14 protein-coding genes are annotated in these 14,277 nt (G+C 59.8%); 8 read left to right on the forward strand and 6 right to left on the reverse strand.

All coding sequences use genetic code 11. The features are described from left to right. Positions 1 to 30: 30 nt before the first annotated feature. Entirely contained in the window at positions 31 to 906 is an 876-nt protein-coding gene (gene dapA, locus BM069_RS11030) for a 4-hydroxy-tetrahydrodipicolinate synthase (RefSeq protein ID WP_093323713.1), read from the reverse strand. Between the two features lie 159 nt (positions 907 to 1,065). Between dapA and BM069_RS11035 the strand changes: the two genes are divergently transcribed. Then, positions 1,066 to 3,018, forward strand: a complete 1,953-nt coding sequence (locus BM069_RS11035) for a lytic transglycosylase domain-containing protein (RefSeq protein WP_093323715.1) — start codon at positions 1,066 to 1,068, stop codon at positions 3,016 to 3,018. A 14-nt stretch (positions 3,019 to 3,032) separates the two neighbouring features. On the opposite strand, the gene BM069_RS11040 is transcribed toward BM069_RS11035, so the two are convergent. Genes BM069_RS11040 through BM069_RS11055 form a run of 4 tightly spaced genes read right to left on the reverse strand, consistent with a single transcriptional unit; the run spans position 3,033 to position 5,499 of the window. Beyond that, on the reverse strand, positions 3,033 to 3,512 hold the full coding sequence (locus BM069_RS11040; RefSeq protein ID WP_093323717.1) for a DUF6505 family protein: 480 nt from the start codon (positions 3,510 to 3,512) through the stop codon (positions 3,033 to 3,035). Further along, positions 3,512 to 4,237 (reverse strand): biotin/lipoate--protein ligase family protein, encoded by a 726-nt coding sequence (locus BM069_RS11045; protein WP_093323718.1) that lies wholly within the window; start codon positions 4,235 to 4,237, stop codon positions 3,512 to 3,514. Before BM069_RS11045 ends, BM069_RS11040 begins: the two co-directional genes overlap by 1 nt. Continuing rightward, positions 4,234 to 5,298: an Mrp/NBP35 family ATP-binding protein gene (locus BM069_RS11050; RefSeq protein ID WP_093323720.1), complete on the reverse strand. Its 1,065-nt coding sequence runs from the start codon at positions 5,296 to 5,298 to the stop codon at positions 4,234 to 4,236. Before BM069_RS11050 ends, BM069_RS11045 begins: the two co-directional genes overlap by 4 nt. Then, a complete protein-coding gene (locus BM069_RS11055; RefSeq protein WP_093323721.1) occupies positions 5,299 to 5,499 on the reverse strand; it encodes a DUF6494 family protein in 201 nt (66 codons plus the stop codon). It abuts the gene before it with no gap. A gap of 68 nt (positions 5,500 to 5,567) precedes the next feature. Between BM069_RS11055 and BM069_RS11060 the strand changes: the two genes are divergently transcribed. Next, positions 5,568 to 6,311, forward strand: coding sequence for a cytochrome c (locus tag BM069_RS11060; RefSeq protein ID WP_244503602.1), 744 nt, complete (start codon positions 5,568 to 5,570; stop codon positions 6,309 to 6,311). Here BM069_RS11060 and BM069_RS11065 read toward each other — a convergent pair. Continuing rightward, a complete protein-coding gene (locus BM069_RS11065; protein WP_093323723.1) occupies positions 6,305 to 8,266 on the reverse strand; it encodes a 4Fe-4S binding protein in 1,962 nt (653 codons plus the stop codon). The two genes, BM069_RS11060 and BM069_RS11065, sit on opposite strands and share 7 nt — an antisense overlap. A 314-nt stretch (positions 8,267 to 8,580) precedes the next feature. Here BM069_RS11065 and BM069_RS11070 point away from each other — a divergent pair, with 314 nt between their 5' ends. The 6 genes from BM069_RS11070 to fdh3B all read left to right on the forward strand — a co-directional run bounded on the left by BM069_RS11070 (position 8,581) and on the right by fdh3B (position 14,194). Then, positions 8,581 to 9,132 carry a DUF3305 domain-containing protein gene (locus BM069_RS11070; RefSeq protein WP_093323724.1) on the forward strand — a complete coding sequence of 184 codons (552 nt, stop codon included), beginning with the start codon at positions 8,581 to 8,583 and terminating at the stop codon, positions 9,130 to 9,132. Then, positions 9,129 to 9,734 (forward strand): DUF3306 domain-containing protein, encoded by a 606-nt coding sequence (locus BM069_RS11075; RefSeq protein ID WP_093323725.1) that lies wholly within the window; start codon positions 9,129 to 9,131, stop codon positions 9,732 to 9,734. Before BM069_RS11070 ends, BM069_RS11075 begins: the two co-directional genes overlap by 4 nt. Beyond that, entirely contained in the window at positions 9,731 to 10,339 is a 609-nt protein-coding gene (locus tag BM069_RS11080) for a TorD/DmsD family molecular chaperone (RefSeq protein WP_093323727.1), read from the forward strand. Before BM069_RS11075 ends, BM069_RS11080 begins: the two co-directional genes overlap by 4 nt. A gap of 52 nt (positions 10,340 to 10,391) precedes the next feature. Continuing rightward, the gene (locus tag BM069_RS11085; RefSeq protein WP_093323728.1) at positions 10,392 to 10,586 is read left to right on the forward strand and encodes a twin-arginine translocation signal domain-containing protein; all 195 of its coding nucleotides are present in this window, start codon (positions 10,392 to 10,394) and stop codon (positions 10,584 to 10,586) included. A gap of 107 nt (positions 10,587 to 10,693) precedes the next feature. Further along, a complete protein-coding gene (locus tag BM069_RS11090) occupies positions 10,694 to 13,588 on the forward strand; it encodes a formate dehydrogenase subunit alpha (protein WP_093323729.1) in 2,895 nt (964 codons plus the stop codon). Positions 13,589 to 13,600: 12 nt separating this feature from the next. Continuing rightward, a complete protein-coding gene (gene fdh3B, locus BM069_RS11095) occupies positions 13,601 to 14,194 on the forward strand; it encodes a formate dehydrogenase FDH3 subunit beta (protein WP_093323731.1) in 594 nt (197 codons plus the stop codon). The last annotated feature ends 83 nt before the right edge of the window (positions 14,195 to 14,277 follow it).

The raw sequence follows: 14,277 nt of genomic DNA on the forward strand, positions 1-14,277 counted from the left end.
GGGGCGGGAGCCCCCTTGAGCAAAGTTCAGTTAGTTCAAAAGACCTGCGTGACGCATGGCGTCATCCATCAACGCCTTGGTCTCGTCTGTCAGGCCGGTCAGCGGCAGCCGAACTTCATCAGAGCAAAGTCCCAAACGGGACATGCCGTATTTTGCCCCCACAAGACCGGGCTCGGCAAACACAGCCTGATGCAGCGGCATCAGCTTGTCCTGTAGTTCCAGCGCTTTGGCATAGTCACCTTCCAGCGTGGCCGCTTGGAATTCGGCACACAGGCGCGGAGCGACGTTGGCGGTGACGGAAATACAGCCAACACCGCCATGCGCGTTGAAGCCCAGCGCGGTGGCGTCTTCACCGGACAACTGAATGAAGTCCTTGCCGCAGGTGATGCGCTGTTGCGGCACGCGCGACAGATCACCGGTGGCGTCTTTCACGCCTACGATGCGCTCCAACTTGGACAGCTCACCCATGGTTTCAGGCGACATGTCGACCACAGAGCGGCCCGGAATGTTGTAGATGATGATCGGCAAAGAGCAGCAATCATGAATCGCGGTAAAATGCGCCACCAGACCGCGCTGGGTCGGTTTGTTGTAATAAGGCGTCACCACAAGAATCGCATCGGCACCCACCTTCTCGGCATGCTGCGCAAGGCCGATGGCCTCAAGTGTGTTGTTGCTGCCGGCGCCGGCAATCACCGGAACCCGACCGGCAGAGGCGCGCACAACTTCTTCGACCACCGCTTCGTGTTCGGCATGTGTCAGGGTGGGGCTTTCACCGGTGGTGCCAACAGGCACAAAACCGTTGCTGCCTTCGCCAATATGCCACTCGACCAGTTTCTTAAGCGCTTCCAAATCCAGCTCGCCGTTCGTGAACGGCGTGACGAGTGCGGGGAATGACCCTTTGAACATGACACGCTCCTTTTTCTGCGTAGCTGGGCGGAATTGCCCGTATGAAATCGCGCGGACCCTAGCGGGAAGCCGCCGTCTTGCCAAGATTGTGAGTTGTGGCAAACGGGGCCGCGTTTTACCGTGCGAGCTCTATCCTGTCTGACATTGGAAATTGCAAGCATGTTGCGTTCTTTTCCGGCCCTTTGTCTTGCCGTTGGGGTCACTTTGAGCGGCGTTGGCGGCGCACGTGCCGATTTGGGCGCCGCGATGGATGCAGTGCGCGCGCGCGATTGGGCAGCTGCGACTGCAGAGGTGCGCGGCGAAAGCCAGATTGCAAAGGACATTGTCGAGTGGCATCGCCTGCGCGCCGGACAAGGGCAGCCGGACGAGGTGTTGGCATTTCTGAACCGGCGCGGGGATTGGCCCGGCCTGCCTTATTTGCGCAAGCAATCAGAGGAAGCCTTCTTTGGTGTGAGTCACGAAATGGCCATGTCATTTTATGTGCATGGCAGCCCGCAAACCGCTCAGGGCGCGCTCACTCAGGCAGAGGTTTTGGCGCATGCGGGCGAAGAGGGCACTGCTCAAGCCGGCATCGTTCTGGCATGGCGCACCATGCCAATGGATAGCCAAACGCAGGGGGTCTATCTGGACCGCTATGGGAAACTGTTGGCTGATCATCACACTGCACGGCTGGATAGCATGCTGTGGAAGGGGTGGAAGGAAAATGCCCGTCGCATGTATCGCTTTGTGCCCGAAAGTTGGGTGGCCCTTGCGCAAGCGCGGATTGCCTTGCGGGATCGGGCAGCGGGTGTGGACGGGTTGATCGAAGCCGTACCGGCCGCCCTGCAAGACAATCCCGGACTGGCCTATGAACGGTTTGTCTGGCGGCACCGCAAGGGTTTGGACGACCGCGCAATCGAGCTTCTTCTGGCGCGATCCAAGGCTGGAACATTGGGCGAGCCCGAGCAATGGGCGCAACGGCGTCGATCCCTGATCCGGTCGCAGATGCGGGCGGGCAACTATCAAACGGCCTATGATCTGGCTTCTGTTCACGGCATGGCGCCGGATGCGGGCTATGGGTTTTCCGATTGCGAATGGCTTGCGGGCTATATGGCGCTGCGGTTTTTGAACCAGCCCGATATCGCCGCGGCGCATTTCGTGCGATTTGCGCAATCCGTGGAAACACCGATTTCTCTTGGGCGCGCGGGATACTGGCTTGGCCGTGCCTATGAGGCGATGGGCGACACGGCCACAGCCAAGCAAGCTTTTGTGGCCGGCGCGGCGCATCAGACAAGTTTCTATGGATTGTTGGCGGCAGAAAAAGGTGGTGTAGCGCCGGATCAGGCGTTGCGAGGGGACGAAGCGTTCCCTGATTGGCGCGAAGCGGCGTGGACAACGTCGAGCGTGCATCAGGCCGCAAAGATGTTGCTTGATGCCGGTGAGTTGTCGCTGGCGGAACGGTTCTGGATTCACCTGAGTGAACGGTTGGACCGTCCCGGTCTGGGACAGATGGGTGAAATGGCGCAGGATCTCGGCCAGCCGCATATCGCGGTGATGCTGGGAAAGGCAATCGTCAAGCGCGGCATCACCTTGCCGGGGCCTTATTACCCGTTGCACCCGCTGGTTTCACAGGATTTGCCCGTGGCGGATGAATTGTCACTGGCCATCGCGCGGCGTGAGAGCGAATTCGATCCGGTTGTGGTCAGTCACGCGGGCGCCCGTGGGTTGATGCAATTGATGCCAGGCACCGCGCGGGATGTGTCGCGAGAGATTGGCGAGGCCTACGTGTTGGGCAATCTGACCGCGGACCCCAAATACAACGCCCGCTTGGGGAGTGCCTATCTGGCGGGGTTGGCCGAGCAGTTTGACGGCAACATCATCATGATTTCGGCGGGCTACAATGCAGGACCACATCGTCCGACACGCTGGATGGTCAAAAATGGCGACCCGCGCGGGGGATCGGTGGAGGCTATGGTAGACTGGATCGAAATGATCCCGTTTAACGAAACGCGAAACTACGTAATGCGGGTGTCCGAAAGCCTGCCCGTCTATCGCGCGCGGCTGGGGAAATCCGCCTTGCCGGTGCCGTTCGGACAGGAGATCACCGGCGGGACAATTCGTGTGATCCGCTAGCAGCCTTGACTGCCCTACTCTTCCGGCACCGAATGAACGGCAAATTGGTCAAGCTCTGCTTCGGCGGGTTTGATTGACCTGAACTGTTCGCGGACCCCTGTTTCCGTCAACTCGCGACTGACTGTCAAAAGCGTGTTGGGGTCATGTTCGTCGCACATCTCGATCATATGGCGCAGTTCGTCTTTGGCGACGGGCAGTGCGGCCTCCAGAGATGGTGCGCCGTAGAGATCCACAAAATGTTGGGCGAGGGCCTGCTCCAAGGCGGCCAACTCGCTTTGTTCAATCGCAGTCACAGCAACGAAGGTCACGCGCCCGAAGGTTTCAATGCCGAGCCAGCCGTTGGCAAAAGCCTGACGCGCCTTGCCTGTCAGGTCGCCTTCGCCCCAGTTGGAGAACTCAAACCCGCCGCTGATGGCCCATTCGCCGGTGCGGGCGGGATTGAAGAAGATGCGTTGATCGCTTTCGTCAAAATGGATCGCGCGGGCGAGATGCATCAGGTGTCTCCTTGCAACAGGGTCGAGAGAGGGATCAGGCGGGTATCGTCACCGTCGCGCAGCAACATGCCGAAATGTTCATCCACGCCGACGAAGAGGCCGCTATGGGTGTTGCCAGCGAGAGAGAAGGACACCTCTTCGCCAAGATTTTTCGCCAATCCGCGCCACTCTTCGTTCAGGGGTTTCATGCCCGCGTCTTCCATACGGTTGATCCAGACAAGCGTGTGGCGCACCCAAGCTGACAAGAGGTCTTCGGGCGGGATGTCTACGCAGCCTTCCTCAAACAGGCAGGTCTGATTTGGGGTGTTTCCCGGTGTGTTAGGGTCGATTGGCAGAAGCGGGAGTTCCAACCCGACAACCAGCCAATCGGGCTCTGCGGAAGGGTCGTCCGTGGAGGCGGCGACCTGCATCCGGCCACAGCTAGCGCCATTCACATAGATGCCACCGGTCCAGTCCAGATGCACACCGACCTCTGGTGGGGCAAGCGCGCCAAGAGCATTTTGAAACCCGATGGCGCAGCAGATCATGACCGGCATCGCGGCCTCAAGAGGCACCTCTGGCGCAAAGACAATCGCCGCGCGCATTTGATCGGCGGCGATGTTGTAGACCACAAGCCCTGCATCGCAGCCCATCGTGGCCTGCAACTGTGCCTTGGCAAAAGGATCCGCTGCGCCTGTTAGGCCAAGGCCCTCAAAGAGCGGAGGAAAATGCGGAGCGGAGGTCATGCGTTGCCGCTGTCAATCAGTGAGCGGGCAAGGGTGCGGAAGGCTTGGGATTGTGGCGCATTTGGTTTGCTGACCACCAAAGGTGCGCCGCCATCGGCCGCCACGCGGATGTCCATCGCCAGCGGGATTTCCGCCAGCAGAGGCACGCCTAGTTTTTTGGCTTCTGCCGCGACGCCGCCGTGTCCAAAGACGTGTTCCTCGTGGCCGCACTGCGAACAGATATGCGTGCTCATGTTCTCGACCATACCGACGATGGGCGTGCCGAGTTTTTCAAACATGTTGATGCCTTTGCGGGCATCCAGGAGGGCGATGTCCTGTGGTGTAGACACGATGACCGCGCCGGTCAGCTCGGCCTTTTGCGCCAAGGTCATCTGCACGTCACCGGTGCCAGGTGGCAAGTCGACGATCAGCACGTCGAGCGCGCCCCACTGCACCTGATTGAGCATCTGTTGCAGCGCGCCCATTAGCATTGGACCCCGCCACACAACGGCCTCTTCTTCGCGCGTCATCAGACCGATCGACATCATCGTAACGCCATGATTGCGCATCGGCAGGATAGTTTTGCCGTCAGGGCTGGAGGGTCGGCCGGACACGCCAAGCATACGCGGCTGGCTGGGACCATAAACATCGGCATCCAACAGGCCCACACGGCGGCCTTCGGCGGCGAAAGCGGCAGCGAGGTTGGCGGATACGGTGGACTTGCCGACGCCGCCCTTGCCGGACGCCACCGCCAGAATGCGGTCGATTCCCGGGATTTTCTGCGGGCCTTGCGGCTGAGCGGGGCGGTTGGCCTTCAGATCCGGCGGGGCCGAGGGCTTGGCGTGCGCAGTCATTACGATGGAAACTTTGGTGACACCCTCAAGAGCGGCAATTTTTTCTTCTGCTTCGGTTTTCACCGGCGTCAGCGCGGTGGCGTTGGCAGGGTCGATCTCCATCACAAAGCGGACTTCGCCACCATCCACGTTGAGCGCACGGACCATGCCGGAGGAGGCCAGATCGGCGCCCGAAACGGGGTCCTTCAACCCTTTGAGAACATTTAGAACTTCGTCACGGGTTGCCATTCAGTCGCGTCCTTTGATTGTGCCGGTGACGATGTGCTCGACCTCGAGCCCGTCGATGGTGAGGACCATTTTGGCGGAGAAGTCCTTGCCTGCGGTGGCGTCTGATCCGGCGGTGCGCATCGCGTCCTCGATCGCCTGCTGCGAGGTCACGCCCACTTGTTTCAGAAACTTGCGCATAGTCATGTTGAAATCTTCGCTCATCGTCATGTTCCTTTGGTCTCGGTTGCCCCATGTTGACGCAAGCAGAGCGTCGCATCTAGGCTGATGGCATGGGTTTTGTTCGGTTTCTTTGCTGTGTTGTGATCTCTTTTGCCTGTTTGGCCAATATGGCGCGGGCGCAAGGAAAGACGTTGACCTTGTCCGCACCTCAGGAGATCGCGGAGAGCGGGCTCTTGAAGTTCATCCTGCCGCGCTTTGCCTTGAAACATGGTGTGCGGGTTACTGTGGTCGACAGCGGTGCCGAGGCGGTTTTGAGCGCCGAGGGCGCGCCGGTTTTTGCCAAGGATGGTGTGGCCTATGGCCTGATCCTGACGCGGGACTCGTCGCATGGAGAAACTTTCGCGAACTGGCTTGCCAGCGATATTGGTCTGCGCACGGTTCTGGGTTTCAAAGTGGATGGTGAGGCGGTGTTCTCCGAGCCTGTGGTGGCGAAGGACGAGGTTGTTGCGGCGGCGCTTTCGGGCGATGCTTTGCGAGGGCAGGACGCCAGTTTGCGGGCCTGTGGGCGGTGTCATGTTGTCGGTGATATCAATCGCATGGCGGGGATCGGGTCGACGCCGAGTTTTGCCGTATTGCGCACTATGGAAAACTGGCAGGAGAAGTTTGAAATCTTCTATGTTCTCAAACCGCACGGGGCCTTCACCATCATACCTGAAGTCATTGAAGAGTTTGACGAAACCCTGCCCAGCCCGATTGCGCCGGTGACTGTCACTCTGGATGAAATCGAGGACATCGTGGCCTATGTGGCGGGGATCGACCCCGCCGACCTTGGGGCACCCATCGCGCATCAGTGATCCCGGCGTTTGGAAAAGTAATCTTCGGTGGTGCGCACTTGTGGGCGATCTGCGGCGGCAAACGGGTTATTCGTTTGGTGGAACTGCGCGTTCACGCGGCAATCATCACACATGCGGATCATGCGGGCGGCGTCAGACGTGGCAAACATGGCGTGTTTGCCCTCAAGCTTGTCGATGATGCGCTCAATAGTGGATTTCACGCCAAACGGCTTGCCACATTCCACACAAGGGTAAGGTTCTTCCTCGTGCACAACCTGTTGGCTGAGAGCGGCATCGGACGTGTCAAATTGCGGTAGCAGAGAGATCGCGTTTTCCGGGCAAACGTGGGTGCAGAGCCCACATTGCAGACAGGCGTCTTCCTGAAAGCGCAGTTGCGGCTTGTCGGGATTGTCGCCAAGTGCGCCCGCAGGGCAGAGCGATGCGCACGAAAGGCAGAGCGTGCAGGCATCTTTGTCGACGACAACTGCGCCATAAGGTGCCTTTTCCGGCAATGGCAACGGCGCGTCAAGGCCAGATTGCAGAGTTTTGACCGCAAGGCGTGTGACCTGCCGTCGGGTGCCGAGCGGCAAAATAGGCTCTATTTCAGCGCAACTCGGCGCTCTGCCATAAAGTGCGTCGCACAGATGGGCTGGCTCGGACGGCTCCAGAAGGCGCAGGGCATCCGGTTGGCCGGAGAGTGCTTGCGCGAGCGGAAGTTCGGTGTCGAGCGCGCTGCGGTCCGTTTTGGGGGCGACGAGAATGTCCACTCCAGCGAAGCCGCAAGCCATAGCAGCGAGCATTTCGGCATGGCCGAAGCCCGAGACCCGTTCAAGATCCATAGGGATCACATCGGCGGGTAGACCACGGTCAAACCGGGCGGCCAAGGAAATCAAATCCGCACCAAAATCGCGGTCGTGCACCAGAAGACGCGGAGCGCTGCCGCCTGCGGTGCGGTAGGCATCAGCGAGACCGGCAATACGGGCAAAAAGGAAGCTGGTCGGTGGGTCGTCATAGGTGATCGCACCTGACGGGCAAAGCGCGGCGCAAGAGCCGCAGCCGGCGCAGATGTTGGGGTCAATGTCGACATGGTCGCCCTCGGGTCGGATGGCGGACGTCGGACAAGTGTCCAGACACTTGGAGCAACCGACCTGTTCGGCGCGCGAGTGGGCGCAGATTGCGGGATCCAGCGCGAGAAAGAAGGGTTTTTCGAACGTGCCGACGAGGTGAGAGGCCTCAAGGATGGCTGCACGCAGCGCCGGCGCGCTGTTTGGGTCAGCCCGCAAATAGCCTTCGCGTTTTTCGTGGGCCGGAAAAAGCGGCGGATCACGGCGCAGATCGAGGATCACATCACATTCGGTGCGTGCGCCGTTTTGGGGCGCGCCAAAGGAAAGCGGCCCGCGACCGGATGGCAGAATCTGTTGTAGCGCGTCAATTTGCACGGTGAAGCCGCCTAGTGCTCCGTTTGCGGATTTCAAGCGGCCTGCGACCACGTCAAAACCGCGATCCAGCGGGGTGTCGTCTGTGTTCTCCAGAAGAACGGTGACGTTTAGGTGGTCTTTGAGTTCAGCGGCGGCGGCGAGCGCGGCCTCACTCGGACCGAGGATCAGACAGAGCCCTTCGGAGACAATATCGAATGTTTTGACAGGGGGCGGTGTACGCAGAGCGTCGGCCAGAAGAGCGGCTTGTTTCGGGCCGGATTTGGCGGATTCATCAGACCATCCAGCCCGATCGCGCAAGTCGACAAATTGGGGCTCACCCACATCAAGATCCGCCGCAAGTTCTGTAAAAAATGCGCGTTCCTGCTGGCAGGCGATGATGGCGTCCCCTGTCGATAGCGCCTTGGCGGCAACGTCGCCCTGATGGGTGCAGAGACCAGTGTGCACCTTGGAGCAGGCCACGCCCTCCACCCCGTTCAACGCATCGGGATTCACGTTAGACGTGTCGGAACAATCACATAGAATCAAGGATTTGGGCATGGGGTCGTCTGGCTCCTCCGGCTGCAATCTCCCGTTTGCGCATCCTAAAAAGGCATGTTTCCCAAGCCACGTAAACCCCCGCGGCGCGTCGGCATTAACCAAGTGATTCTATGGGTTATTCAGCGCGAGGGACAATCTGTCCCTAGGTTCCCCCTAGGTCACTCCGAAAGGCGCAAAATGTCCACCTTTTGCCCCTTGTTGCGGAGTTTTTGCCAAAATCCTTTGGAAATCCGCGTCCCACGGGGGAACATGTTCTCGATCAAATATTTTTTGATGGTCGGCCTGACGGTCGATTTGGGAGGAAGACGAAAATCATGCGCCAAGCGCCAGTCTCTTTGCCTTTGGGCATCGTGGTGCGTCGAACGCCTTCGGTCAGCCGTTGGGCGCCGTGGGCTTATAAGGCCGTGAGCGTCATTCCCGGAGCGGGCGCTGCTGACTGGCAGGTGCTGCGCGAAGACGGTGATGTGATCGAGTATCACGCAGCAACTGTACCGCTAGAGTTGTGGCACACGGACACGGAGGCCTACTTGGCCGGATTGTCCGCACGGGTGCCATCGATTGGCGTGGTGATGCGCGATGATGACGAAAGCGCCCATCCCTACGAAATTCTGCTCGCCACAGCCTCGCCGTATGAATGTCAGGACTATGCCGACAGCGGAGAAGAGTTGCTGGAACTGGTGCCGATGCCCGAGGGGCTTGTGGCCTTGATCCGTGATTTTGTGGAAGAGCATCACGAAGAAGAGGTTTTCGTGAAACGGCGCCGCGACAAAAAGCGGATTGATGAAGTCGAAGATGGTCGTGGTGATCCGCGGATCACGCAGCTGACGGATGTTTACCGCGCGCCGCGCGCCGGGAGGCCGAATTGAGTCGGGGCGGCGATTTCTGGGCGCGCCGCAAGGCCGCTGTGGCTGCGGAAGCGGAGTCTGATCTACGCGCTGACGCCCGTGCTGAAATGGCAGACGCGCAGGCAGTGCTGGAAGAGAAAACCGACGCCGAAATTCTGGCTGAGCTGGAATTGCCCGATCCCGACGGCATGCAGCCTGGCGACGATTTCTCTGCTTTTCTCACCAAAGCCGTGCCCGAGCGGTTGCGCCGTCGGGCCCTGCGCAAGCTGTGGCTGACCAATCCGACGCTGGCAAATGTCGACGGGCTGGTCGACTACGGTGAAGACTTCACCGACAGCGCCATGGTCGTTGAGGGCATGCAAACCGCCTATCAGATCGGCAAAGGCATGTTGAAGCACGTCGAGGAAATGGCGCGTCAGGCCGAAGCGGCAGAGGCCGTGGTCGAAGATGTGTCGGAAGAGATTGACGAGGTGTCGGAGGAGCCCGCGCTGGTGGAGGCCGAAAAGGTCGAACCGGTGGAACTGGCGTTTGCCGAGCCAGCCCCTGAACTGGAGGAGGCACCGTTGGTGCCACGCCGCCGGATGAGATTTGAATTCGAGCAACCCCCGATGGAGCACCAATGACCGAGACTGCCACCCAGACAGCAATTGCCGAAGAAGACCTGCTGCGTGCCGACCTGTATGATTTCCTATCGGCGCTTTTGGCGGGTCCTGCGGATCAGGATTTGCTGTCTCGCACCGCGGCGCTGAACGGCGACGATAGCGATTTGGGACAAGCTGTCGGCACGCTGGCGCGCGTGGCTAAAGCCACCAACGGCAAGGCGGTGGAGAGCGAATTCAACGCGTTGTTCATCGGGCTTGGACGTGGCGAGTTGATGCCGTTTGCCAGCTACTATCTGACCGGATTTCTGAATGAAAAACCGCTGGCGTCCTTGCGGGCGGATATGGCGGGGTTGCGCATCACCCGCGCGCCAAATGTCTATGAGCCCGAAGACAACATTGCGAGCCTGCTGGAAATGATGGCCGGCATGATCCGCGGCCGCTTTGGCGAACCAGCGCCGGTGAGCAAGCAGAAAGATTTCTTTTTCCGCCACATCGCACCTTGGGCCGAACATTTCTTCTCTGACCTCGAGGCCGCGCAGAATTCGGTGTTCTACGCACCGGTCGGCACGGTCGGCAAAGCCTTTATGGCAATTGAAACACAAGCATTCCGCATGGGAGCGGAGTGATCAGATCGAACGAAACCGCCGGCCCCCGACCGGTAAGACCAAGGAGGAAGCAATGAGCAAAACTGCGGACGACAAAGCCACCTCGCGGCGCGATTTTCTGAAACTCGCGACTGCGGCGGCACCGGCTGCGGCAGTTGTGGCGACGATGGCGCCTGACAGCGCCGAGGCACAGCCCGCCGATCTGTCCAAAACAGAAATTCAGGACACAGCGCACACCCGCGCCTACCTCGACAGCGCCCGTTTCTAACGGACGTCGTTATTCACCCCCGACCACCGGTTGCGTGACGCCCACCGGTCGGGATCAAGAGACTAACCGAGCCAGTCCCGAAACAGGGATAGCAAGGGAGGAAAACAATGCTTAGGAAAAAGACCAACGGGGTTGCGCGACGCCCCCAGAGGACAAGTATCCTGTCTGCCGCTGCTGAAAAATCAGTGGACCGCCGCACATTCCTGCGCGGCTCCGGCCTCGCCATTGGCGGGCTGGCAGCAATAGGTGCCACCGGTGGCACCGTGACACAGGCGCAGGCGCAAGATGCCGCCAACACCGCCGTTCAAACCGTAAAATCCGTATGCACCCACTGTTCGGTGGGCTGTACTGTGGTTGCCGAAGTGCAAAGCGGCGTCTGGATCGGGCAAGAGCCCGGCTGGGACAGCCCCTTCAACCTTGGCGCCCACTGTGCCAAAGGCGCATCGGTCCGCGAGCACGCCCACGGCGAGCGCCGCCTGAAGTACCCGATGAAAAAAGAGGGTGGTGAGTGGAAGCGCATTAGCTGGGAACAGGCGATCGACGAGATCGGCGACGGCATGATGAACATCCGCGAAGAAAGCGGCCCTGATAGTGTTTATTGGCTGGGTTCGGCCAAGCACAACAACGAACAGGCGTATCTGTTCCGCAAGTTTGCTGCCTATTGGGGCACAAACAACGTGGACCACCAGGCGCGCATCTGTCACTCCACCACCGTTGCGGGTGTTGCGAACACATGGGGCTACGGCGCCATGACCAACTCCTACAACGACATCCACAACTCCAAGGCTATCTTCATCATCGGCGGCAACCCGGCCGAGGCACACCCTGTCTCGCTGTTGCACGTGCTGCGCGCGAAAGAGCGCAATAACGCGCCGCTGATCGTCTGTGACCCGCGCTTTACCCGCACGGCAGCCCATGCGGATGAATATGTCCGTTTCCGTCCCGGCACCGACGTGGCGCTGGTTTGGGGTATCCTGTGGCACATCTTCGAAAACGGTTGGGAGGACAAAGAGTTCATCCGCACCCGTGTGTGGGGCATGGACCAGATCCGTGACGAAGTCCGGAAGTGGAACCCCGAAGAAGTTGAACGTGTGACCGGCACCCCCGGTGAACAGCTGCGCCGTGTGGCGCGCACGATGGTGAACAACCGCCCTGGCACCGTGATCTGGTGTATGGGTGGCACGCAGCACACCAACGGCAACAACAACACCCGCGCGTACTGCATCCTGCAGCTGGCCCTTGGCAACATGGGCACAGAGGGTGGCGGCACCAACATCTTCCGTGGCCACGACAACGTGCAGGGCGCAACCGACCTTGGCGTTCTGTCCCACACTTTGCCAGGGTACTATGGCCTGTCCAAAGGTGCATGGGCACACTGGGCACGTGTCTGGGAAGAGGATCCGGAATGGCTGGCGGGGCAATTCGCCAAAACCACCGGTGCCGACGGCAAGGAAAAGTCGCTTCAGAACCTCACCGGTATTCCGGTGTCGCGCTGGATTGACGGTGTCTTGGAAGACCCTGACAACATGGACAACCCGGACAAAGTCCGTGCCATGGTGCTTTGGGGACATGCGCCGAACTCGCAGACCCGCGGCAAGGAAATGAAAACCGCGATGGAGAAGCTGGATATGCTGGTCGTGATCGACCCCTATCCGACTGTCTCCGCCGTGCTTCATGACCGCACCGATGGTGTTTACCTGTTGCCGGCATGTACCCAGTTCGAAACCCGAGGCTCTGTGACAGCGTCCAACCGCTCGTTCCAGTGGCGCGATCAGATCGTGGACCCGCTTTTTGAAAGCAAAACCGACCACGAAATCATCGGGCTGTTTGCCAACAAATTCGGGTTTGGCGATCGTCTTTTCCGCAACATCGAAATGGAAGACGAGAGCACACCCAACGTTGAAAGCATCACGCGTGAATTCAACAAAGGTCTGTGGACGATCGGTTACACCGGACAATCGCCGGAACGCATCAAGATGCACATGGCGAACCAGCACACCTTTGACCGCACGACGCTCAGGGCTGTGGGCGGTCCGGCGGATGGCGATTACTATGGTCTGCCGTGGCCATGCTGGGGCACTGCAGAGATGAACCATCCGGGCACGCCGAACCTTTATGACATGTCCAAGCGTGTCTCTGAGGGTGGTCTGACTTTCCGCGCCCGATTTGGTGTGGAACGTGACGGTGACAACCTTCTGGCCGAAGGTGTCGCGAGCCTCGATTCCGAGATTCAGGATGGCTATCCCGAGTTCACCATGCAGATGCTGATGGACCTTGGCTGGGACGGTGATCTGACGGATGAGGAACGCGCCTCGATCGAGGCGGTAGCTGGTCCCAAGACCAACTGGAAAACCGACCTTTCGGGCGGCATCCAGCGGGTTGCGATCAAGCATGAGTGTGCGCCCTTTGGCAACGCCAAGGCCCGTGCGGTTGTGTGGACCTTCCCGGATCCGATCCCGCTGCATCGCGAGCCGCTTTATACGCCGCGGCGTGATCTGGTGGAGGATTATCCGACCTATGAGGACCGGAAGTTCTATCGTCTACCGACCATGTATGCCTCGATCCAGAAACAGGATTTCAGCAAGGATTATCCAATCGTGCTGACCTCCGGTCGTCTGGTCGAATACGAGGGTGGTGGCGAAGAGACGCGCTCCAACCCGTGGCTGGCGGAACTGCAACAGGACATGTTTGTCGAGATCAACCCGCGTGATGCGAACAATCTCGGCGTACGTGACCGCGCGCAGGTCTGGGTCGAAGGTGCGGAAGGCGCCAAGGTCAAGGTTATGGCCCTGGTCACTAACCGTGTCGGCGAAGGGGTGGCATTCATGCCGTTCCACTTTGGCGGCCACTTCGAAGGAGAGGACTTGCGGAGCAAATATCCCGCAGGGGCCGACCCGTATGTGTTGGGTGAAAGCACCAACACGGCACAGACCTATGGCTATGACAGCGTGACCCAGATGCAGGAGACCAAAGCGACTCTCTGCAAAATCTGGGCAGCATAAGGAGGAAGAGAAATGGCAAGAGCGAAGTTTCTCTGCGACGCGGAACGCTGCATCGAATGCAACGCCTGCGTTACGGCCTGTAAGAACGAGCACGAGGTGCCTTGGGGCATCAACCGGCGCCGCGTTGTGACGATCAACGACGGCAATCCGGGTGAGCGTTCTATCTCGGTGGCCTGCATGCACTGCTCGGACGCGCCCTGTATGGCCGTCTGTCCGGTGGATTGCTTCTACCAGAACGAAGAAGGTGTCGTGCTGCACTCCAAAGACCTGTGCATCGGTTGTGGTTACTGCTTCTATGCGTGTCCGTTTGGCGCGCCGCAGTATCCGCAGGCGGGCAACTTTGGCAGCCGTGGCAAGATGGACAAATGTACCTTCTGTGCCGGTGGCCCTGAAGAGAACCACTCCAATGCGGAGTTCTCCAAATACGGCCGCAACAGGATCGCAGAAGGCAAATTGCCGATCTGTGCCGAGATGTGCTCTACCAAGGCGCTTCTGGCGGGTGACGGGGACGTTGTGTCCGGCATCTACCGCGAGCGTGTTGTGGCGCGGGGCTTTGGCTCCGGTGCGTGGGGCTGGGGTACGGCCTATGAACAGAAGGGTGGCTAAGCCGCTCTGATCTGTGGCGGCCGGTGTCTTATCGGCCGCCACTTACCAATGAAATTTCAGCCGGAAGGCGGGGCGTTTTCGAC

The sequence above is a fragment of the Shimia haliotis genome, from assembly GCF_900114415.1.
GTDB classification, from domain to species: domain Bacteria; phylum Pseudomonadota; class Alphaproteobacteria; order Rhodobacterales; family Rhodobacteraceae; genus Shimia; species Shimia haliotis.